The sequence below is a fragment of the Mesorhizobium sp. L48C026A00 genome (genome assembly GCF_000502375.1).
GTDB lineage: Bacteria > Pseudomonadota > Alphaproteobacteria > Rhizobiales > Rhizobiaceae > Mesorhizobium > Mesorhizobium muleiense.
On sequence record NZ_AYWU01000009.1, the window covers coordinates 1 to 17,152 of the forward strand.

The window sequence follows — 17,152 nt, forward strand, 5'->3', positions numbered from 1 at the left end:
AGCCCTTTGGTCAATGTCTCCTGGACCAGGTCGTCGGCATCGTCGGGAACCCGGCAGAAGGTGCGGGCGAAGGCGCGCAAGGCAGGTATCAGGTCAACGATGGAAACGTCATCCGTTTCCTGGTTGGCCAAGGGGTAGCCCCTGGAGGACAATGGTCCAGCTCCCAGCAAGAAAGAGTTGATGAACGCAGACGCTAGCTAAATGCATGAAGGTTTGGATCGTTCCGGACATCGAAATAAGGTGCTGGAAAATCTCGGATTGGGCGGGCGGCCGTCTATGACCGGTCGTTGTTCTTGGCCGCCTCTTCCCGCTGCTTTTTCAGGACTTCGTCAGTCCCGACCAGCTTTTTCGCCCCGCCGGATATCGCTGTGGACACCACCGCCGGCGGGTCGCTCGCGGGAAAAGAATCCTCAAGCCCGGCCTGCAACTGGTCTTCCAGGGTCTTCGGCTCTTCCGACCGACCAGGCGTCCTTCGGGCTTCTGCTCCCTCCAGCGGCTGTTTCATGTCAGGCGAACTACTGACCTCGCGAACGCAGGCGTAAAGCTGTTCGATGGCAAATTCCTTCATTGTCTCGAAATCGGCCTTCTCATCGCGCATTGCCTCGATCTTATCGACCATGGTCTTCTCGAACCGGTCAAGGCTATCGCGTCCGCAAGCCTGGCAAAGACGCAACAATGCTTCGTGGAGCACTTTCGGACCAAAATAAGCAGACGCCTCGAGCTTGAGCCGCTGCAGATGCTCTGGAGTCACCGCCTGAAGTTTTGACATATGCAGCCCCTTTCGCCTGCCGAGCATATCAACGGCGTTGGTCGGCAGATGTTCCAATCACCCGCGACCGGGCTCGCTAAACGGGTCGCTCGGCCACTCAACGCCATGCCGAACGCCAACGCCAACGATAGCGGGCTCTCTCACCTGACATTTGCGTAATGTCTTTTAACCCATTGGTCTTCTTGAAGATTCCGGCTCAAGCTAATTCAAGCCTGGCAATGGCAGTCGGCCACGCCGGTTCAAGAATCCCGGACGGCAAGGCACTACCTGCATCTTGCGAGCGGAGCCTGGCGATCTTCGCCTGGGCTCCGCAAGCCTGTCACCACCAGGAATCAGGCGGCGGCTTGGAGGGCACGTTGGTTGACACCACCCTCGCCCAACCCGGTCAGCGCTTCGTCTGTCGCGACCTCTTCCTTGAGCGTTGCCTTGAGAAGGGCGGCGACATCGGCCTTTCCCATCTGTTCCGCCCAGGCGACAAGAGTGCCGTACCGGGCGATCTCGTAATGTTCGACGGCTTGCGCCGCTGCGACCAGTCCGGCATCGAGCGCAGGAGCACCGTCATAGTCTTCGAGGATCTCGGAGCCTTCTTCAATGATGCCGTCGATCGCCGGGCAGGTCTTGCCGCGTGCCGCCTTGCCAAATTTCTCGAACACCTCCTCGAGCCGGTCGACGTGAACTTCCGTCTCCATGCGATGTTTTTCGAAGGCAGCAGTCACTTTTTCCGACTCCGCGCTTTTGGCCATTTTCGGCAGCGCCCTCAGTATTTTCTTTTCGGCGTAGTAAAGATCTTTCAGCCCGTCGAGGAACAGGTCCTCAAGGCCCTTGGTTGTCGCTTTCGCAGCTTTTTTCGCAGTTGCCATGGTCGTCTCCCGCTGAGGTTTGGAGCTAGCCTCCCTAACTGGGAAGGCGACCGATAACCCCGCCGGCCGGCAACAAGTTCCCTGATGATTCGAGCCGCTGGAAATTTTTCGCCTCAGGCCGCGCAGGTGCTGCAAGGCTTACGCTGGCGAGACGGCGGTGCGAGCAAATGGCTTCGCCAGCAATCGGCTCAATCGATCCGCTTGATACGACCCTTGTCGAGACGGAACACTCCATCCTGGCCGCCCTGCCTCTCAAAATCGGTAAGCAGATCGTCCCAGGTCCCGAGGAATTCGCCACAGTCGTCGCAAAGGATCCGGTCGTCAGGACCGGCGTCGGCCGGAATCCTCAGCCTTATCGTCAAGCAATAAGGGCATTCCAACTGGTGGTTAAGATACTGTGTGGTCATCGACGACAGCAAGAATGCACTGGAAACGTGGCCCCTGCAACCTGCTCGCGCCGGGGCAGGACGCTTGCATTGATTATATGCCGTCTTTGGTCGGAGGCCAGCCAGACTGGGCAGTCGGCGGAATGTTGTCGGAAGTCACCTCACCCCGCTTGAGTTTTCGAATGGCCTCATTGGCTTCGAGTTCATCGAGGCCGGAAAGCGGCATGCCGTCAACCACGACGGCTTCCTCGCTCTCGTCGTCATAGACTTCCCACAGGCCGTCCGAATTCTGTCGTTTGTTGTAGATGGTTGGCATGGCCGCTCCCCTTGATACCGCTATTGAACGCGTGCTACCCACGCCAGAGCCTGGGTCTTTTCGTCCGCCGGGAACACCCGCGCCTCGATCTGCGGGAACAGTGCGCCCGTCATTTCGGTAGCTGCCTTGATCCACTGTTTTTCGGACACCACTGCGGCACGCTGGAAGCGGTGGAGTTCGCCAAGTTTGCTCAAGCCGTACTGCAGATCGCGGCGCAACGCGTCGCCCGTCATGTCCTCCAGATCGGTAAGGTCGGCCAGGATGCCGATCTCTTCATGTTCGCTCAGTTTCTCTTCGATGGTCGGGATGATCTTGTCGTAGTCCTCCGCGGTCACGGTACCGGCAACGCGAAATGCGGCGACATTCCCAGGAGCAGAAATAACCTCGATCACTTTTTCCTCCTTCGGATTGGTTTTCGGGATCATGCCGAACAACTCAAGCCGCCGACGGATGTTCCCTGGTCCTAAGCGTTTTTAGACACTAATCCGCCGCTTTCTTTGGCGGCTCCCGGGTCGCATGCGTGACGACGGTATAGCGCGTGATCGGACCCTCATCGGGGTCTTCTCCTTGAAAGTGAACGTCCGCGTTGTCAGGCGGCCGGCTGGTATTGCCGAACGTCTTGACCGCGGACGCACGCACCAGTTGGATGTCCGGGTCCTGCTTCATGATTTTTATTGCCGCAAGCTCGGCCGTGCTGCTGCCGCCAATGCGCCAGCTGGCCTCGAGCACACCGGATCGCCAGATACCCGACGAATCGACACCCTGGCCGATATCGTAGTTGCGCCGCGAGGCGAAAAATCCAGGACACTCGGCCATCGCCGCGTCATAGGCCCTCGCCTGCGCAATTGCCAAAGCTAGTGCGCGGGGAAGCTGAAGGTCTTCGAGAGCTTCCCATCCGCCGCGCACGACGATGAGATCAGACCCGCCATAAACGGATTGTCCCGCATTGTCGGTCGTCGTCGTTTGAGTGCCGTAGTAGGCGACCATGATTTCGTCGATCTCCGTTCTGCCAACACTCAATGTGACGACGTCACGAAGGTCGGCTTCGAGCACCAGACCGCACTCGTCCAAGTCGGGGGAGCGGTATTGCTCGAGCAGTCTCTCGACGTCAGCGACCGTGCGAACGATGTGCTGGTCCTGGCCTCGCGAGGCAAGCGGTGGCTTGAGCCGGGCCAGCCCATGCCTCAGCAGGCGTTGCGCTGCTCGCAGCGCATCGTGCCGCGAAAACACGGTGTAGCCAGGCAATACTGCGGCGGCGACAGTTCTGCCGAAGCCGGTTGACCATTCTTTCGGTCGCTCGGCCAGGTCGTCGACCAGTTCGTGGGTTATCGCCTTAGTGGTCGCGAATCGCCAAGGCACCACGCCGCCGAAGAGGTCTTGCGGCCCGTTGATACCCAGCCGCGCCGCATCGCTGGCAAGCAAGCTGTCGTCCGGCACGAAGTACAAGCGCCCGCCATTGCCGCTGCTGTGGCCTAGACCCTGCCGGAAGGCAAACCCCTTGAGCGTGGCAATGGTGCGGGCGACGGCAGCTATGGCTTCCCGCTCGTGAGCGTAGAGAGGCTCGCAGCCCGGCGCGGGGAATGCGATCACGGTGCCTTTTGGCTGGCTCGGCTGAGTGCCTCTGTGCTCGGTCATCTCGCTCATTCCGTTGCTTCCTCGTCATGGCTATTGGGCGCCGATGTTTGCGGTCCCTACGCGCCCTGCCCCGGGAGAACGCAGCAGATGGCAGAACGTTCAGCCCGGATTGGCATGCTCGCCGCGTGGGCGCAGACGCTGGTATCCAGCCGTGACCTTGGAGCGCGCTGCGGTGCAGAACCTTTGATCGCCGAGGGACAGCGCCCCCCTCTGTCCTGCCGGACATCTCCCCCACACGGGGGGAGATCGGCAGCTTCGCGGACAGCGTCCCTTTTTTGCACGGTTGGTGGTTGGCGAAATCAGTGATGGAGGCCAATCTCCCCCCTCGTGGGGAGATGTCCGGCAGGACAGAGGGGGGCGCGACGGATCGCTGCGGAGCGCTTTTATTCTGAGCCGCTGCATTCTTCGGCTGATTGCCACTGGAACGGCAACAGCCGGATGACCCGCGTTTTAATCATTCGCGTTGAATATCCCGGCTGACCGTTCGCCGCCGTCGGCTTGCAAGGATGGCGGAAAGGGTGACCGGGCGGAAATCCCAGCTGTCGACGCCGGCGTCGTACTGGCGTGTGACCGGGCTCAGCCTGCCGTGGGAATGGCCATGCAGATTGATCGATTTCTTGCCGATCTGATTCCAGGTGCGAAAAGGATAGTGGCAAAGGATCAGCAATCTGCCGTCTATCGTCAGTTCCTTGTAATGCTGTGTGCTGGCCCAACCCGCAGCCTCTATGGTCGCCGCGCCATCGTTGTTGCCGATAGTCAGATGCTTCTCGCCATGAAGAGACGACAGCAGCGATGCAACGAATTCGGCCGATCCCTTGGCAAAGTCGCCGAGATGCCAGATCTGGTCATCCGGGCTGACGGTTTCGTTCCAGAGCGAAATCAGCGCTCGATCGTGTTCGGCCAGCGAGCCGAACGGGCGGCGATCGATGCGCAGAATGCGGGGATCGCTGAAATGTGTGTCGGCCGTGAAATAGATCATGGTCGTTCACAGCCTTTGCGGACGTTGTCCGAACCTCGCCTTCCCGCAATTAACATTTGAGGTGGCCAACAAGATCAGACGCGGCTAACATACTCCTCGCTTTGGAGAGTATCGTGCGCACGAGACGTTTCAGAAAGCCAATTGTCGTTCAACCCGGTCGGATCGATCGTGACAGGGTTGTTTTGTCTGTCTCCGATGCGGCTGAAGTGCTGCTGAAGGACTGGCCGACGCCAGCGTCCAAGACGCGTCTGGCTGCAATCGCAGCCTGCCTTGCTGTTATCCGCGGCGATAAGCCGCCAAGGGTCGCGCGCCAGGCGTTCATCGTCGCGGCCAAGGACGCGAGGATCCTGCTCGGCGAACAAATCTAGCCCCGTCAGGCAGAGCCTCGTTCAGGCCGTTCGATCTCTTCCTTTGACCTGCTCCTGCAGATTGGCACTCGGCGCGCTTCGCTTCGCCAGGTGCTGAAGTCGAGTTGCTCAGACAATCGCTCGATCCCAACCGCCATAGTGCTGGTCGCTGCGCGTGCCGCGCGGCAGGCTGAGCACGATCAGCGCCAGACCGATCGCAACGTCCGCCACCATCGCCAGGGTTTCACCGCCGGCAAGCACGAAGGGGGACACCGCGATCCATGCGCCAAGCACGACATTGAGGAAGCGCAGCGGCCGGACCACTTCGGCCATGGCCGTGACTGCGACCATGATAATGAGACAGCCGACGACGTGATCGCTGAAGTAAAGCGGTGGCTGCGTGCCGAAGATCAATGGCGTGGTCATCAGCAAGGCGCCAAGCAGCGTGCTCGCTGCCAGCGTCCACGGGAAGTTGACGCCGCCGGTGACAAATTCCTTCAGCACCTCGAAAACCGGACGGTCGAGATCGGCGCCAGGCGTCTGGTTCTCCGACAGCGCCGGTCCGCCCATCCAGAAAGTACGCCAGAACGGCTCGCCTGCCCTCGTGGCGCCCCAGAGATACTGGATGGTCGCCAGCACCTCGTCGACGGAGTAAGGGATCAGCACCACCGTGACGGCGGCCTGGAGAATGCAGAGCGTGCACAGCGCGCCAATCAGCGGTGGCTGGATGATGATGAAGGACACGCTGACCACGCCAAGCGGAACGATCAGTAGGCCGAAGAGGAGCACCATCCACGGCATGGTGCGCCAGCGCCGGCGGTCGCCGATCGCGCCGGCGAGGATATCGAGGCAATAGGCGAAGGCGCCGAGCCCGGCATCGGCGATTGGAAAACCCTTTGAGACCCATGACGTCACCACCGCCTCGCTGCCGTTGCGCACCGGCGCGCCGCCGGGGCCGAAGAACGGATCCCACAGCCCATCCGCGTGGCCCATCTGGAAAGCGGCGAGATAGCGCGAGACGAACAGGCCGACGAAGGCCAGCGCCACGATCGGTATCCGCTGCGTGAAGGTCGATGGCGAATAGGTCCAGCCCAGCGGAATGTCGTCGTCGGCCGCCAGCGCGCGGCGGCTGATGCCAGGGGTCGGCGGGATCATCACCGCAAAGGCGACGATCAGCATGCCGACGAGCGTGTCGATGGCATAGGCGGCGGCGCTGGTCGTCCAGAACAGCAACGGCGCCAGCATCACCCAAACTCCGAGCGACGCCGTGATCCACTGCACCCAGCGCCAGCGTCGGGACATGCCCATCAACGCAAAGGCCGTCACCAGCAGGCCGGAAACGATCTCGCTGACGCCGAGGCCTGCGTTGCGCAATTGCGGCTCCGCGACAGCGTGCCCCAGAGCGGGTGGCATTGCGGCTGTGACGGGATCGAACAGGCCAATTGTCATTGGCGAGGTGACCAGCCACAGCCCAAGCGCAGCGTTGGTCATCGGCGCCCAGAGCGTCCTCGACCGATGCCGTTTTATCGCCGCTTCGACCTCTTCCTTGCTTCGCTCGAGCGGTCCCTTGAGGCGCCTTTCGGCCTGCTCGATCTCGGGGTCAGAAGCCGCGACAACCGGCGGATCGAGCTTGTTGGCCGCATACCAGTCCGTGGGGTCCTGTTTCAGCCGGCGGATCATCTCCGGCAATGTGTCCAGCAGATTGTGTCTGGGCGCCCAGCCCAGCAGGGTTTTGGCCCGCGAAATGTCGATCTCGTAATGATCGTCCGAGTTCTCGATCATCCACGGTTTGATGTCGGTGTCCTGGTCGAGCACCTCCGTCTGCACCCACGCGCCCAGCTTCGTCAGCTGCTTCGGCAGCGCCAGGGTGCGCCAGTCCTCGCCATGGATAAGCCAGCCGATGCGCTTCTGCATCTCCTCGTATGACGGTGTGTCTTCTTCGCCGATCAGAAGCACGGTCTCGGCCGGAAGTTCGGCGCGCCGGTCGACGGTGCGCACCACTGCATCGACGAGATCGTCCTTGTGCAGATAGGGCTGGCCGGCGGTGATATCGCCGGCGAACAGATACGCGGTCGGCAAGCGTTCGAAGATGCGGGCGATCTGCTGGGCAATAAAGGCCGCCCGGCAGTCTTCGTCATAGACGCCGGCGAGCCGCAGGGTCACCGTCTTGATCTGGCCGCGCTCCCGCGAAATCAGCGCCTCGGTTTCGGCCTTCGATCTTGGATAGGCCCAGGCCGGGTCGAGCGGCGAGTCCTCATTGATTTTCGCGCCTTTCCCCGGGCTTGGCGCATGGACGAGAAGCGTGCTGGAGAACACGAACTGCTCGGTCTCGACCGCCGCCAGCGCCTTCAGGAGCCGGCGCGTGCCCTGCACGGTGACGGCGTCATATCTGGGGTTGTCCTCGCCGGTCGTGTCGTAATAGGCAGCAAGATGGACGACCGAAGCGATGCGGCCGCCGCTGCGCTCGCGTGCCGCCTGCACAGCCTTGCTCACGCCCTCATCCGAGGTGAGATCGATCTCGATCGTCCCCATGCCGGCAGGGGCATGCTTCGGTTTTGCAACGTCGAGGCCGATGACTTGGTAGCGGTCGATCAAGCCTCGCGCGATCGCCTGCCCCAGGAAGCCGCTGCTGCCGGTGATAAGAACCGTCGGAAGGGTCGTGCCGTTACTCGCCACAGCTCAGGCCCGTTCGCCAAGCCGTCTGCACTTCAACCCGGCAACCTGCCGGTCCGGATCCCGGTTAGCCGTGGTCTCGTTCAGCCGGATGTGGGCGATCTGCAATGTCTTGTCGAAGCTCATCATTGCCTCAAAGAAGGAAGCGCCTCGCGCCCCACTCAGTGAGTAACACCGGCATGGCGGAAATGTTTCCGCGTCAGGTCGGGAAAATTGTTGCTATCCATCCGGAGAGACGGATCTGTTCCGCCCGCCTATTCGGCGTTCCATTCCGCCTTGCGTGCCCGCGCTTCCTCGAAGATCAGCTTGAACTCCCGCATCATCGCGCTCTCAATGGCGAATGCACAGCTTGGCACGGCGCCGGGGTCTTCCTGATTGTTCTGGAATTGAAAACGGGCCTCCAGTTCGGCCCATATTCGCTCGGAGATCCTGTCGGGGCCGGCAAGAAGCGCGACGACCAGCGCCAGAGTCTCTCGCTGGGCATTGAGCCGACCCTCTATCTCTTCATTCGTCAACTCGGACATGTGGGATCGCTTCCGGTTTCAGGCGAAACGGCAAAATCGCATCCTTGTTCCGGAATTCAGCTCGTCGGCTCGCAGAGAGAGCCTACTGCTCCCTGAAAGCTCGCTGGATCTGATCCGCCAAAGGTTTCACGAGATAGGACAGCATGGTGCGGTTGCCGGTCGAAAAGAACACCTCGACAGGCATGCCTGGCGCCAGGGCCACGCCCTTGAGCCGGCTAAGCTCTGTGCGCGGTAAAGCAACATGCACGGTGTAAAAGCCGGTGCCTGTTTTCTCATCGACATTGAGGTCGGCGGAAATCTTGCTGACGGCACCATTCAGTTCCGGCGTCGTTTGCTGATTGAATGCCGACAGCCGCAGGGTCGCGCCTTGCCCTGGCGTCAACTGATCGATGTCTTGCGGAGCCACGCGCGCCTCGACGGTCAGGTCGTCCGTCACCGGGACAATCAGCATGATGAGCTCGCCTGGAGATATAACGCCACCGACCGTGTGCACGCCGAGCTGATGAACGACACCGTTCTGCGGACTGCGTATGTCGATGCGTTTGAGCTGATCTTCGGCCGAAACCTTGCGCTCGACGGACTCGGAGATCTTTGCCTGGACGTCTCGCAGTTCGCTTGCCACTTCGCTGCGCAAATCCTGGTCGATCTGGATGATCTGCAAACGGATTTCGGAGGTACGACCCTTCGATTGCGCTATGGCCGCAGTCAGTTGCCCGTGCTCGCCTTTAAGCCGCACGGCATCGCGTTCAAGCGCAGTAATACGATCGATCGAAACCAGCTTGCGTTGCCAAAGTCTGCGCATGCCTTCGAGCTCAAAGCCGATCAATTTGATTTCTTGGCTCTTGGCATCTCTTTGCTCGGTCAATCCGGAAACCTCTTCGGCAAGCTGCGCAATGCGCTCCTGCAACTGAGCCTTCTGACCGGCGCGTGCCTGTCGGCGAAATTCGAACAGAGATTGCTCGCCGGCCATCGCCCGACCAATCTCGGGGGCATCCTGGCGTGACACAAGCGAAGCTGGAAAGACGATGCTTGCCTTGCCGTCGCGCTCGGCCTCAAGGCGAGCCAGCCGCGCCTCGAATTCGTCCAGGCTCTTCGAGACGATCGCCAAATTGGCCCGGGTGATGGTCTCATCGAGGCGGATCAAGACCTTGCCCAATTGCACGGCATCGCCTTCCCGGACGAAGATTTGACCGACAACGCCACCCGTCGGATGCTGCACCTTCTTGACGCTGGAATCGACAACCAGCTTTCCCGAAGCGATGACGGCTCCGGAAATCTCGGTGACGGCAGCCAAGCTCCCCGCCCCGCCAACCAGCAGGATGCAGGTTGCGACACCGCCAAGCAGATAGCGTCGAATGGTGCGATCGGCCGCGAATATCATGCGTTGCGCCATCAGGATGCCGTCTCTTCTAGTCCGGAAACGACTTTCAAGGGAACGCCCGCTGGGCGGGTTATCTTGTTCAAGATCTCATTTTTTGGGCCAAAGGCCTGAATACGGCCGTTCGCCATCACAAGAACCTGATCCAGGCTGGCAAGCGCGCTCGGACGATGTGCGACCACGACGGCTATACCGCCTCGCGCGCGCACGCCTTGGATCGCCACCGTCAAGGCCGCCTCGCCTTCCGCATCGAGGTTGGAGTTAGGCTCGTCGAGAATAACCAGAAACGGGTCACCGTAGAGAGCCCGGGCAAGCGCCACCCGCTGCCTCTGGCCAGCCGAAAGCGCCGAACCGGCCTCGCCGATGCGCGTCTCGTAGCCTTCCGGCAGGTGGATGACGAGATCATGAACGCCGGCCGCGCGCGCAGCCGCCAGTATCTTGTCCGAGGGCGCTTGCGGTTCGAAGCGCGCGATGTTCTCGGCAATTGTGCCGTCGAACAGTTGCACATCCTGAGGCAGATAGCCGACATGCTTGCCCAGTTCTTCCGGCGACCACTGGTCGAGCGTTGCGCCGTCCAGCCTGACGGTGCCGCGGATTGGCAGCCATATGCCGGCAATTGCCCGAACGAGCGATGACTTGCCCGAAGCGCTTGGCCCGACGATGCCGAGGCCGACGCCCTGTTCCAATGCAAAGGTGGCGTCCTGCACGACCATCCGGCGCTCACCCGGCGGTGTGACACTGATACTTTCGACCGAAAGAGCAGATCTCGGAGCAGGCAGCGAGACACTTGTCGCAGTTTCGGGAAGCTGGACCAAAAGCTGGGTCAGCCGGGCCCAGGCCTGGCGGGCGGTGACGAAGCCCTTCCAGTGGGCGATAGCCAGTTCGATAGGTGCGAGCGCCCGGCTCATCATGATCGAACTTGCGATCATGATGCCGCCGGTCGCCTCCTGATGGATGACCAGATAAGCGCCGATCGCCAGGATGCCCGATTGCAGCATCATGCGCAGGATCTTCGCGATCGTTGCGAGCGTCCCGGCAAGGTCGCTGGCTGTTGCATTGGTGTCGAGGTAGCCGGCATTGATCCCTGACCAGCGCTCGGCGATGCGCGAGCCAAAGCCCATGGCCTGCAGAACCTCGGCATTGCGACGTGTCGCTTCGGCAAGTGTATTGCGCGCTGCCGCTTGACTGTTTGCCTTTTTGGCGGGCTCTCTCGTGCGAATTTCGGCAAGCAATGCCAGGCTGAACAGAATGACCACGCCGGCCAGCGCCGTCATGCCGATCCAGAAGTGGAACAGGAAGCAGATTCCGAGATAGAGCGGCACCCACGGCAGGTCGAAAAGCGCGGTCGGACCGGCACTCGACATGAACGATCGCACCTGGTCAAGATCGCGCAAGGATTGAAGGCCGTCGCCTGCGAGCTTGGTTCGCAGCGGCAGACGCATGAGGGCGGCATAGACCTGTCCGCTCAAGCGCGCGTCCAGCGCCATCCCGATGCGCACCAGCAAACGCGACCGGATGAGTTCGAGAACGCCCTGAAAAACGAAAAGTGTGCCGGCAAACACGGCGAGCCCGACGAGCGTCGGCACGCTGCGGCCGGGTATGACACGATCATAGACCTGCAGCATGAAGAACGAGCCGGTCAGCGCCAGGACATTGACGACGCCGCTCATCAACGCAATTCCGGCCAACGCTCGCCGGAAGGAGGCCAAAACCGCCGCGAGTGTCGTTCGCGGCGGCTCGGGTGGAATGGGATGCGACGTCGGCTTCACATCAGTTCCAGTTCGGTCTCAGGCGGCAATGGCCGCGCCCGAAATGATGACGAACGTGTCGGTGCCGAGTCCATCTGTCAAATGTCAGATAACCCAGTCTTGCAACGCATAGGCATGGATGTAGTCGATCTGCATTTCGGCAGGCGTCGCAAGCTCGTCGGCGGGCTCTCCCGCCTGGCCACCAATCCCCATATTCACCAGCATATACATCGGGTCATGCATGTCGGCAGGCGTTGCGGCACGAGCGACTTCGACGTCGTCGAAATACCAGACGAGTTCGTCTTCTGTCCAAAGCACGCCATACGTGTGGAACCCTTCGGTATCCGCGGCATAGGCCGTCGTGCCTACTGTTGTATGAGTTCCCGTCGCGTTCGAGTGGCCTGTCAGGATGAGCTTGTTTGGATCTTTACCGAACATCTCGATGACGTCCAGTTCCGGTGGCCAGGAGCCGTCCGCCGGGAGAAGCCAGAAGGCCGGCCAAGCACCTTGTGTTTCGGGCATGTCGGCTCGAATTTCAAAATAGCCGTAGGTCTGCGCGAAGGATTCGTAGGTCGTCAGCAACCCTGACGTGTATTCGTAGTTATTTATGTAGGGACGGATCGCTTCAGGAGCCCGGGCGGCGGTAATGGTGAGAACGCCGTCCTCGATGCTGAACGGATTGACGGAGCGTGTCGGGGCGTAGTCGGTATCGATGTACCATTGAAGATCATTGTTGCTCGTGAGCGTGCTGCCGTTCTCGGCCCCCCACCAGTAATTCGAATCCCAGGTGCCGCTCGAGCCGTTCCACAGGTCCAACGTATCGAACTCGTCCGAAAAGGTCAGTTCCAGGGCCGACCTGTCCACGGCCAGCTTGAACTGGCTTGCAGTGAAATCGCCGATGGTCTTGTTGGCGAAGACGAGAAACTCGCCGTCGGACAGATTTAGGCGGACGTTGGCTCCCGACTGGACCATGTTGGCGCGCACCTCTTCGAAAGAGGTGAAGCCGTAGCTCCCGACGCGAACCGTATCCGTCGCGCCAAGGTCCAGGATCAGGTCACTGCCGTTGCCGGGGTTGACGACGAAAATGTCCGCCCCGGATCCGCCCTTGAGCACGTCATCGCCCTGCAAGCCGTCGAGCGTCTGTTGGCCGGAGCCGCCGGTAACGATGTTGTTCAGCTCGTTTCCGAAAGCATAGCGTTTGTCGCCGGTGACCGTCAGGTTCTCGAAATTGGCCGGGAGCTTGTAGCTCATCCAGGTCGAGATGGTGTCTACCCCTTCGCCGGACAGCTCGACCGCCTTGTTTTTCGCGGCATACAGATAATAGATGTCGTCGCCCTTGCCGCCACGCATTGTGACGGTGACGGCAGCGTCGCCATACATCGAGTCGTTGTATGTGCTGCCATAAAGTGTCGGGCCGGAATTCGTCGCCGAATACCACCTTACGGAGGATCCGCTGTAGGGAAGTGGAACGCCTTTGGCGTTCAGTACCGTGGCCATCCCGGTCCTATCTCCTTTGTCTCGCTCGATACCAGCCCTAACATCTATCGAGGGCAAAAGTAGCCAGTACTTTTTCACTTTCCAGTTCGGAAGGTTACCAAATGGTTATCACCTAGTGGGAGCACTTGCCGGGGAGCTTCACTGCCTCGAGTGCATAAGGTTGGGCCACTGCAACATGATCGAAGATGTGGTGAGGCAGATCGAGACCGACTCTCACCGCATTTCGCATCTCGAATAGCATTAACGCTGACCGGCGATGAAGAACTGCTAGTAGACTTTGAAAGCGCCCGCGTCGGCTCGTGCATCGACATCGGTGATCAGCATGTGCCCCGGCGATACCGTGATCGAGGTCGCCAGCTCGGCACGAGCAAGTGCATCCTGTGCGGTGATGCTGCTGGCCCAGAATACAGGGACCTCCCCGTCGATGATTTTGACCGCATCGCCCCAGTCGGGAGCCATCAAATCGGCTATTCCGATGACCGTGGGATCTCCGACATGGATGGGAGAGCCGTGGGCATGCGGGAAGCGTGCGGTGACGGCGCGAACCCTGTCGACATCGCAACGGCTTATCGGACGCATCGAGACGACCATTTCGCCACCAAACGGTCCGACGCGGCACGTCTGGATCCTGGTTCGGAACTTGGGTGAGGCCTTGCCGCAGCCGATGCGGCTCAGTTTCTTTTCGGCAAGTGCAGCTTCGACGGTCAGCGAACTGCCGAGCGCGAAAGCGGCAAAATCATCCTGCCACAGGTCGATGATGTCCGTCCTCCGACGGGTCAGCTCGCCGAAATGATAGATGTTGTACTGGGGGGCATCGGTGCGGATGTCGATGTCGCCCAGCGCTGGGATCAATGGGCTGCCGGCGCGATTAACGCCGACCAATGGACAGGGTTTCGGGTTGCGGATGCAGAACTGGTGGAAATCGCTGGCAAAGCTGCGCGGCACAATCACAACATTGGCCTGGAGCTTGCCATGCGCCAGCCCCCCCGTATGCCCCTCATAGGCGCCCATTCTGACAAGCCTGCGCAGCCTGTCCGCATCGACCAGTCGCAGGTCCTCGAAGATCGGTGAAGTGGTCAGGCGAGCCATCGCTTCCGGTTCAGAGACAAGTCGGGAGGGCGTAAGATCGTTGGCGGCTCGGCTGCTTGTCAAATTGTCAGAATCTTTCCTCAACGATAAATTGTATTTATTGGCCGGCCAACGATTGCTTCATCTTACGACCGACGCTTGCGCAAACCTTCCTGCTGTCATTGACAGTTGCGGCAGCCGATCGCTTCTATCTGTCGGCCTGCCTCGTGCAGGAAGCCAAGGTCGCGCTCCATGTAGAAGAGCAGGAAAGCAGAATAGAGGACAAAGACCAGGCTAAACACCAGCGTCTTCACGATCAGCGAAAGCGCAAAAACGTTGAGGTGCGGTGAGGCGCGCGCCAAAAAGGCCAGCACAAGGTCGGACAACAGCATGCTGATGATGAGCGGGAAAACCAGGGTCAATGCCATCATCAGAATGCGGTTCAAGAGATCGAGGAAAATGCCGGCCGCATCCTTGCTGAACACCGGCAGAAGCTGGTCGATCGGCCACAGGCCATAGCTGTCGTAGAGGCTGGTCAGGGAAAGTTCGAGGCCGCCGGCGGCCAGGTAGACCGTGACCATGATGACGGCGAGCAAGGTGCCGGTGGCGCTCGTCTCATGGGTCATCATCGGATCGATCAGCGTGCCCATCGTCGAGCCGCGCTGCAGGTCCAGGATATCGCCGGCAGCCTCGGCCGCCCAGAACGGAATGCCCATCGCCAGCCCGAGCGTTACCCCGACGACGACCTCCTTGAGCATGTAGGCGACGATCATCGTCGTCGCGATGTCGGTGTTTGTCAGCTTGTCGACGATCATCGGAAAGACCGGAACCGCCAGCGCCAGGGCAACGCCGTTGCGCAGAAGGCCCGACAGCGGCACGCGCGAAAAGAGCGGCATCAGCAGCATGAACCCGGTCATGCGGGCGAGCGCGAAAGCTCCCGCCAGAAGAAACAACTGAAGCTCCTTGACCGACGCGAAGAAGGGTTCGACCGGCATCCGCGCGCCTCAACGCGTGACGACGGGGAATTCGTCCAGCGCCGTCGAGGCCTGCTCGGCGATCTGCTGGCCAAGCAGCGGGCCGAAGACGATGATGACCAGCAGGATCACGACAAGCTTGATCGTCTGCGGCAGCGACTGGTCCTGAATTTGCGTCAGCGCCTGGGCCAGCCCGACCAGGATCCCAACGGCCAGCGCCGCGACGATCGCCGGGCCCGACGCGAACAGCACCGTCAGCAGCGCGCCCTGAACCTTCGCCAGGATGAAGTCATTGCTCATGCAAACCTCCCAGCGGCGTCAGACGTAACTCAGGATCAGGCCGTGCATCAGCCGCGACCAGCCATCTATGGCGACGAAAAGGAACAGTTTCAGCGGGACCGAAATGAGGACCGGCGAGACCATGATCATGCCGAGCGTCATCAGGATGTTGGCAACGACGATGTCGATGATGAGGAAGGGAAGATAAAGCAGAAAGCCGATTTCAAATGCCCGCGTAAGCTCTGACGCGACAAAGGCAGGAACAAGTATCGAAAGATCGTCGTCCTTCAGATCTTGTCGTGCCTGTTCCGGCCACAGGCGGTTCGTTCCGTCGAGAAAGAACTGCCGCTCTTCCGGCTGGGTGAACTTGATCAGGTGCTGCTGCAATGGTTCCCTCACCAGTTGCGTCGCCCTGGCGAGGTCGTCGGTCGTCTGGAACTGAACCTGCCCTTCCTGGAGCCGTCCCGACATCTCGCTCAGCAACGGCGTCGTGACATAGACCGTGAGCACGAGCGCTATGCCGTAGAGCACCAGATTGGGCGGCATCTGCTGGACGCCGAGCGCATTGCGGATGAGGAACAGCACGACCGAGATCTTCAGGAAACCGGTCATGGTGACGACTGCCAGCGGCAGCAGACCGACAAAGCCGACGGCAATCAGGATCCCAAGCAGGTTGGGCGAATTGTCAAGCATTGTCGAACATACGGGCGATCCGCACGCCCAGGCTCTCCCCAATCCGGACGATCTCGCCACGGCCGACGCGTTTGCCATTGGCGATGATGTCGACCGTCTCCTTCGTCACATTGGCGAGCGGAACGATGGCGCCGGGCGCAAGCTGCCTTACCTCGCCGAGAGGCAGCGCCGTGCGGCCGAGTTCGAAGGCAAGCGCAACCGGCAGCTCGTCCAGAGTTGCCTCCTCCAATGCCTGATCGGCGTGCGGCGGCGTGTCTTGATTCATGGTCCACTCCCATTTCGATCCAGCGATTGCAGTCGGCGGGGCAAGCAGTTGCGGCCCGCTGGCAGTCAGCACCGCCGGGGCATAAAGCCGCTCGGCAATGACCAATGCCGCCTCTTCCTCTTCCTCTTCGTCATCGAAAAGCACCACATCGCCAGGTTGCAGGCTTTGAAGATCACCGTGGCTGATTGTAAGCGCGTTGCGCCAGAGGCAGACCGGCAACGGGAATTCGGCAGGAACCGGAGGTCTTGCTTTGCCGATCGCGTCGAGAAAGCGCCCGGCCCGCACCGCCAGACCGACGCTGTCGGTGTGCAAGGCGCAACCTATGGTTTCGTCCTTGCCGGCCAGGATGAAAGCCAACGCGGTTTGGTCCAGAACGCTGTCTTCTTGTTCGATCGACGTAATAGCGATCGTCTCGCCCAGCTTGCTCTCGATCCATTCGAGATCTTTTTCGAATTCGGACTCCAGCAGCAGTGCGGCGTGAGCGGGTGCCGGTCGTTTCACGTCGATCAGCTCGTCAGCCTTGGCAAGGCCTCGTTCGACAACAGATAACGGCAAGCGCAATTTGCCCGCCATGTCTCCGAGAGTGAACGCAATCGTGCATATTGGCTGGTCCACAGGGTTTGGCGCCGGCCAGACGGCGGCGATCGCCATGGTTTTCCCGGCAATCGTGATCTGCGCGGCAGCACGACGGCGGTAGAAGGCGTTCAATGCCTCAACCTCCCCAGCCGCAACAGATTCCAATGTCAGCGGCTCGCCAACGC

19 protein-coding genes are annotated in these 17,152 nt (G+C 60.7%); 1 reads left to right on the top strand and 18 read right to left on the bottom strand.

Annotation, left to right across the window (positions count from 1 at the left end; all coding sequences use genetic code 11):
- From X738_RS0141695 to X738_RS59150, 8 genes are all read right to left on the bottom strand, one after another.
- Positions 1-131 (bottom strand): sigma factor (locus X738_RS0141695; RefSeq protein WP_031255035.1); only part of this gene is annotated, 131 nt, incomplete at its 3' end.
- A gap of 143 nt (positions 132-274) precedes the next feature.
- The gene (locus X738_RS59120; protein ID WP_245277670.1) at positions 275-826 is read right to left on the bottom strand and encodes a hypothetical protein; all 552 of its coding nucleotides are present in this window, start codon (positions 824-826) and stop codon (positions 275-277) included.
- A 275-nt stretch (positions 827-1,101) separates the two neighbouring features.
- The gene (locus X738_RS59125; protein ID WP_023799488.1) at positions 1,102-1,629 is read right to left on the bottom strand and encodes a YciE/YciF ferroxidase family protein; all 528 of its coding nucleotides are present in this window, start codon (positions 1,627-1,629) and stop codon (positions 1,102-1,104) included.
- A 188-nt stretch (positions 1,630-1,817) separates the two neighbouring features.
- Positions 1,818-1,991 carry a hypothetical protein gene (locus X738_RS59130; RefSeq protein WP_245277671.1) on the bottom strand — a complete coding sequence of 58 codons (174 nt, stop codon included), beginning with the start codon at positions 1,989-1,991 and terminating at the stop codon, positions 1,818-1,820.
- A gap of 118 nt (positions 1,992-2,109) precedes the next feature.
- Positions 2,110-2,331, bottom strand: coding sequence for a hypothetical protein (locus X738_RS59135; protein WP_023799490.1), 222 nt, complete (start codon positions 2,329-2,331; stop codon positions 2,110-2,112).
- A gap of 20 nt (positions 2,332-2,351) precedes the next feature.
- Entirely contained in the window at positions 2,352-2,756 is a 405-nt protein-coding gene (locus X738_RS59140; protein WP_031255037.1) for an STAS/SEC14 domain-containing protein, read from the bottom strand.
- Between the two features lie 55 nt (positions 2,757-2,811).
- Entirely contained in the window at positions 2,812-3,975 is a 1,164-nt protein-coding gene (locus tag X738_RS59145) for a DUF3182 family protein (protein WP_023799492.1), read from the bottom strand.
- A gap of 445 nt (positions 3,976-4,420) precedes the next feature.
- Positions 4,421-4,945, bottom strand: coding sequence for a metallophosphoesterase family protein (locus X738_RS59150; RefSeq protein WP_023799493.1), 525 nt, complete (start codon positions 4,943-4,945; stop codon positions 4,421-4,423).
- A 113-nt stretch (positions 4,946-5,058) separates the two neighbouring features.
- On the opposite strand from X738_RS59150, the gene X738_RS59155 reads away from it, so the two are divergent.
- Positions 5,059-5,313, top strand: a complete 255-nt coding sequence (locus X738_RS59155; protein ID WP_023799494.1) for a DUF982 domain-containing protein — start codon at positions 5,059-5,061, stop codon at positions 5,311-5,313.
- Positions 5,314-5,421: 108 nt separating this feature from the next.
- Here the strand turns inward: X738_RS59155 and X738_RS59160 are convergent, their stop codons facing one another.
- The 10 genes from X738_RS59160 to sctQ all read right to left on the bottom strand — a co-directional run bounded on the left by X738_RS59160 (position 5,422) and on the right by sctQ (position 17,099).
- Complete coding sequence (locus X738_RS59160) at positions 5,422-7,968, bottom strand: NAD-dependent epimerase/dehydratase family protein (RefSeq protein WP_023799495.1); 2,547 nt, start codon at positions 7,966-7,968, stop codon at positions 5,422-5,424.
- A 251-nt stretch (positions 7,969-8,219) separates the two neighbouring features.
- Complete coding sequence (locus tag X738_RS59165) at positions 8,220-8,489, bottom strand: hypothetical protein (protein ID WP_023799497.1); 270 nt, start codon at positions 8,487-8,489, stop codon at positions 8,220-8,222.
- An 82-nt stretch (positions 8,490-8,571) separates the two neighbouring features.
- Positions 8,572-9,882, bottom strand: a complete 1,311-nt coding sequence (locus tag X738_RS59170; protein WP_023799498.1) for an HlyD family type I secretion periplasmic adaptor subunit — start codon at positions 9,880-9,882, stop codon at positions 8,572-8,574.
- Entirely contained in the window at positions 9,882-11,636 is a 1,755-nt protein-coding gene (locus X738_RS59175) for a type I secretion system permease/ATPase (protein WP_084833729.1), read from the bottom strand. The genes X738_RS59170 and X738_RS59175 overlap by 1 nt, the downstream gene beginning before the upstream one ends.
- A gap of 84 nt (positions 11,637-11,720) precedes the next feature.
- Positions 11,721-13,112: a glycoside hydrolase family 16 protein gene (locus tag X738_RS59180; RefSeq protein WP_023799500.1), complete on the bottom strand. Its 1,392-nt coding sequence runs from the start codon at positions 13,110-13,112 to the stop codon at positions 11,721-11,723.
- A gap of 267 nt (positions 13,113-13,379) precedes the next feature.
- Positions 13,380-14,201 carry a D-glutamate cyclase family protein gene (locus tag X738_RS59185; RefSeq protein ID WP_023799501.1) on the bottom strand — a complete coding sequence of 274 codons (822 nt, stop codon included), beginning with the start codon at positions 14,199-14,201 and terminating at the stop codon, positions 13,380-13,382.
- 158 nt (positions 14,202-14,359) lie between these two features.
- Positions 14,360-15,175, bottom strand: coding sequence for a type III secretion system export apparatus subunit SctT (gene sctT, locus X738_RS59190; RefSeq protein WP_023799502.1), 816 nt, complete (start codon positions 15,173-15,175; stop codon positions 14,360-14,362).
- 9 nt (positions 15,176-15,184) lie between these two features.
- Complete coding sequence (locus X738_RS59195; protein WP_023799503.1) at positions 15,185-15,454, bottom strand: EscS/YscS/HrcS family type III secretion system export apparatus protein; 270 nt, start codon at positions 15,452-15,454, stop codon at positions 15,185-15,187.
- A gap of 18 nt (positions 15,455-15,472) precedes the next feature.
- A complete protein-coding gene (gene sctR, locus X738_RS59200; RefSeq protein ID WP_023799504.1) occupies positions 15,473-16,126 on the bottom strand; it encodes a type III secretion system export apparatus subunit SctR in 654 nt (217 codons plus the stop codon).
- A complete protein-coding gene (gene sctQ / locus X738_RS59205; RefSeq protein ID WP_198032822.1) occupies positions 16,119-17,099 on the bottom strand; it encodes a type III secretion system cytoplasmic ring protein SctQ in 981 nt (326 codons plus the stop codon). Before sctQ ends, sctR begins: the two co-directional genes overlap by 8 nt.
- Positions 17,100-17,152: the final 53 nt, after the last annotated feature.

What these genes read in the sequence shown, in the direction of transcription:
- X738_RS59125 (WP_023799488.1), bottom strand. Translation starts at nt 1,629, where the DNA reads ATGGCAACTGCGAAAAAAGCTGCGAAAGCGACAACCAAGGGCCTTGAG.
- X738_RS59135 (WP_023799490.1), bottom strand. Translation starts at nt 2,331, where the DNA reads ATGCCAACCATCTACAACAAACGACAGAATTCGGACGGCCTGTGGGAA.
- X738_RS59140 (WP_031255037.1), bottom strand. Translation starts at nt 2,756, where the DNA reads ATGATCCCGAAAACCAATCCGAAGGAGGAAAAAGTGATCGAGGTTATT.
- X738_RS59145 (WP_023799492.1), bottom strand. Translation starts at nt 3,975, where the DNA reads ATGAGCGAGATGACCGAGCACAGAGGCACTCAGCCGAGCCAGCCAAAA.
- X738_RS59150 (WP_023799493.1), bottom strand. Translation starts at nt 4,945, where the DNA reads ATGATCTATTTCACGGCCGACACACATTTCAGCGATCCCCGCATTCTG.
- X738_RS59165 (WP_023799497.1), bottom strand. Translation starts at nt 8,489, where the DNA reads ATGTCCGAGTTGACGAATGAAGAGATAGAGGGTCGGCTCAATGCCCAG.
- X738_RS59170 (WP_023799498.1), bottom strand. Translation starts at nt 9,882, where the DNA reads ATGGCGCAACGCATGATATTCGCGGCCGATCGCACCATTCGACGCTAT.
- X738_RS59180 (WP_023799500.1), bottom strand. Translation starts at nt 13,112, where the DNA reads ATGGCCACGGTACTGAACGCCAAAGGCGTTCCACTTCCCTACAGCGGA.
- X738_RS59185 (WP_023799501.1), bottom strand. Translation starts at nt 14,201, where the DNA reads ATGGCTCGCCTGACCACTTCACCGATCTTCGAGGACCTGCGACTGGTC.
- sctT (WP_023799502.1), bottom strand. Translation starts at nt 15,175, where the DNA reads ATGCCGGTCGAACCCTTCTTCGCGTCGGTCAAGGAGCTTCAGTTGTTT.
- X738_RS59195 (WP_023799503.1), bottom strand. Translation starts at nt 15,454, where the DNA reads ATGAGCAATGACTTCATCCTGGCGAAGGTTCAGGGCGCGCTGCTGACG.
- sctR (WP_023799504.1), bottom strand. Translation starts at nt 16,126, where the DNA reads ATGCTTGACAATTCGCCCAACCTGCTTGGGATCCTGATTGCCGTCGGC.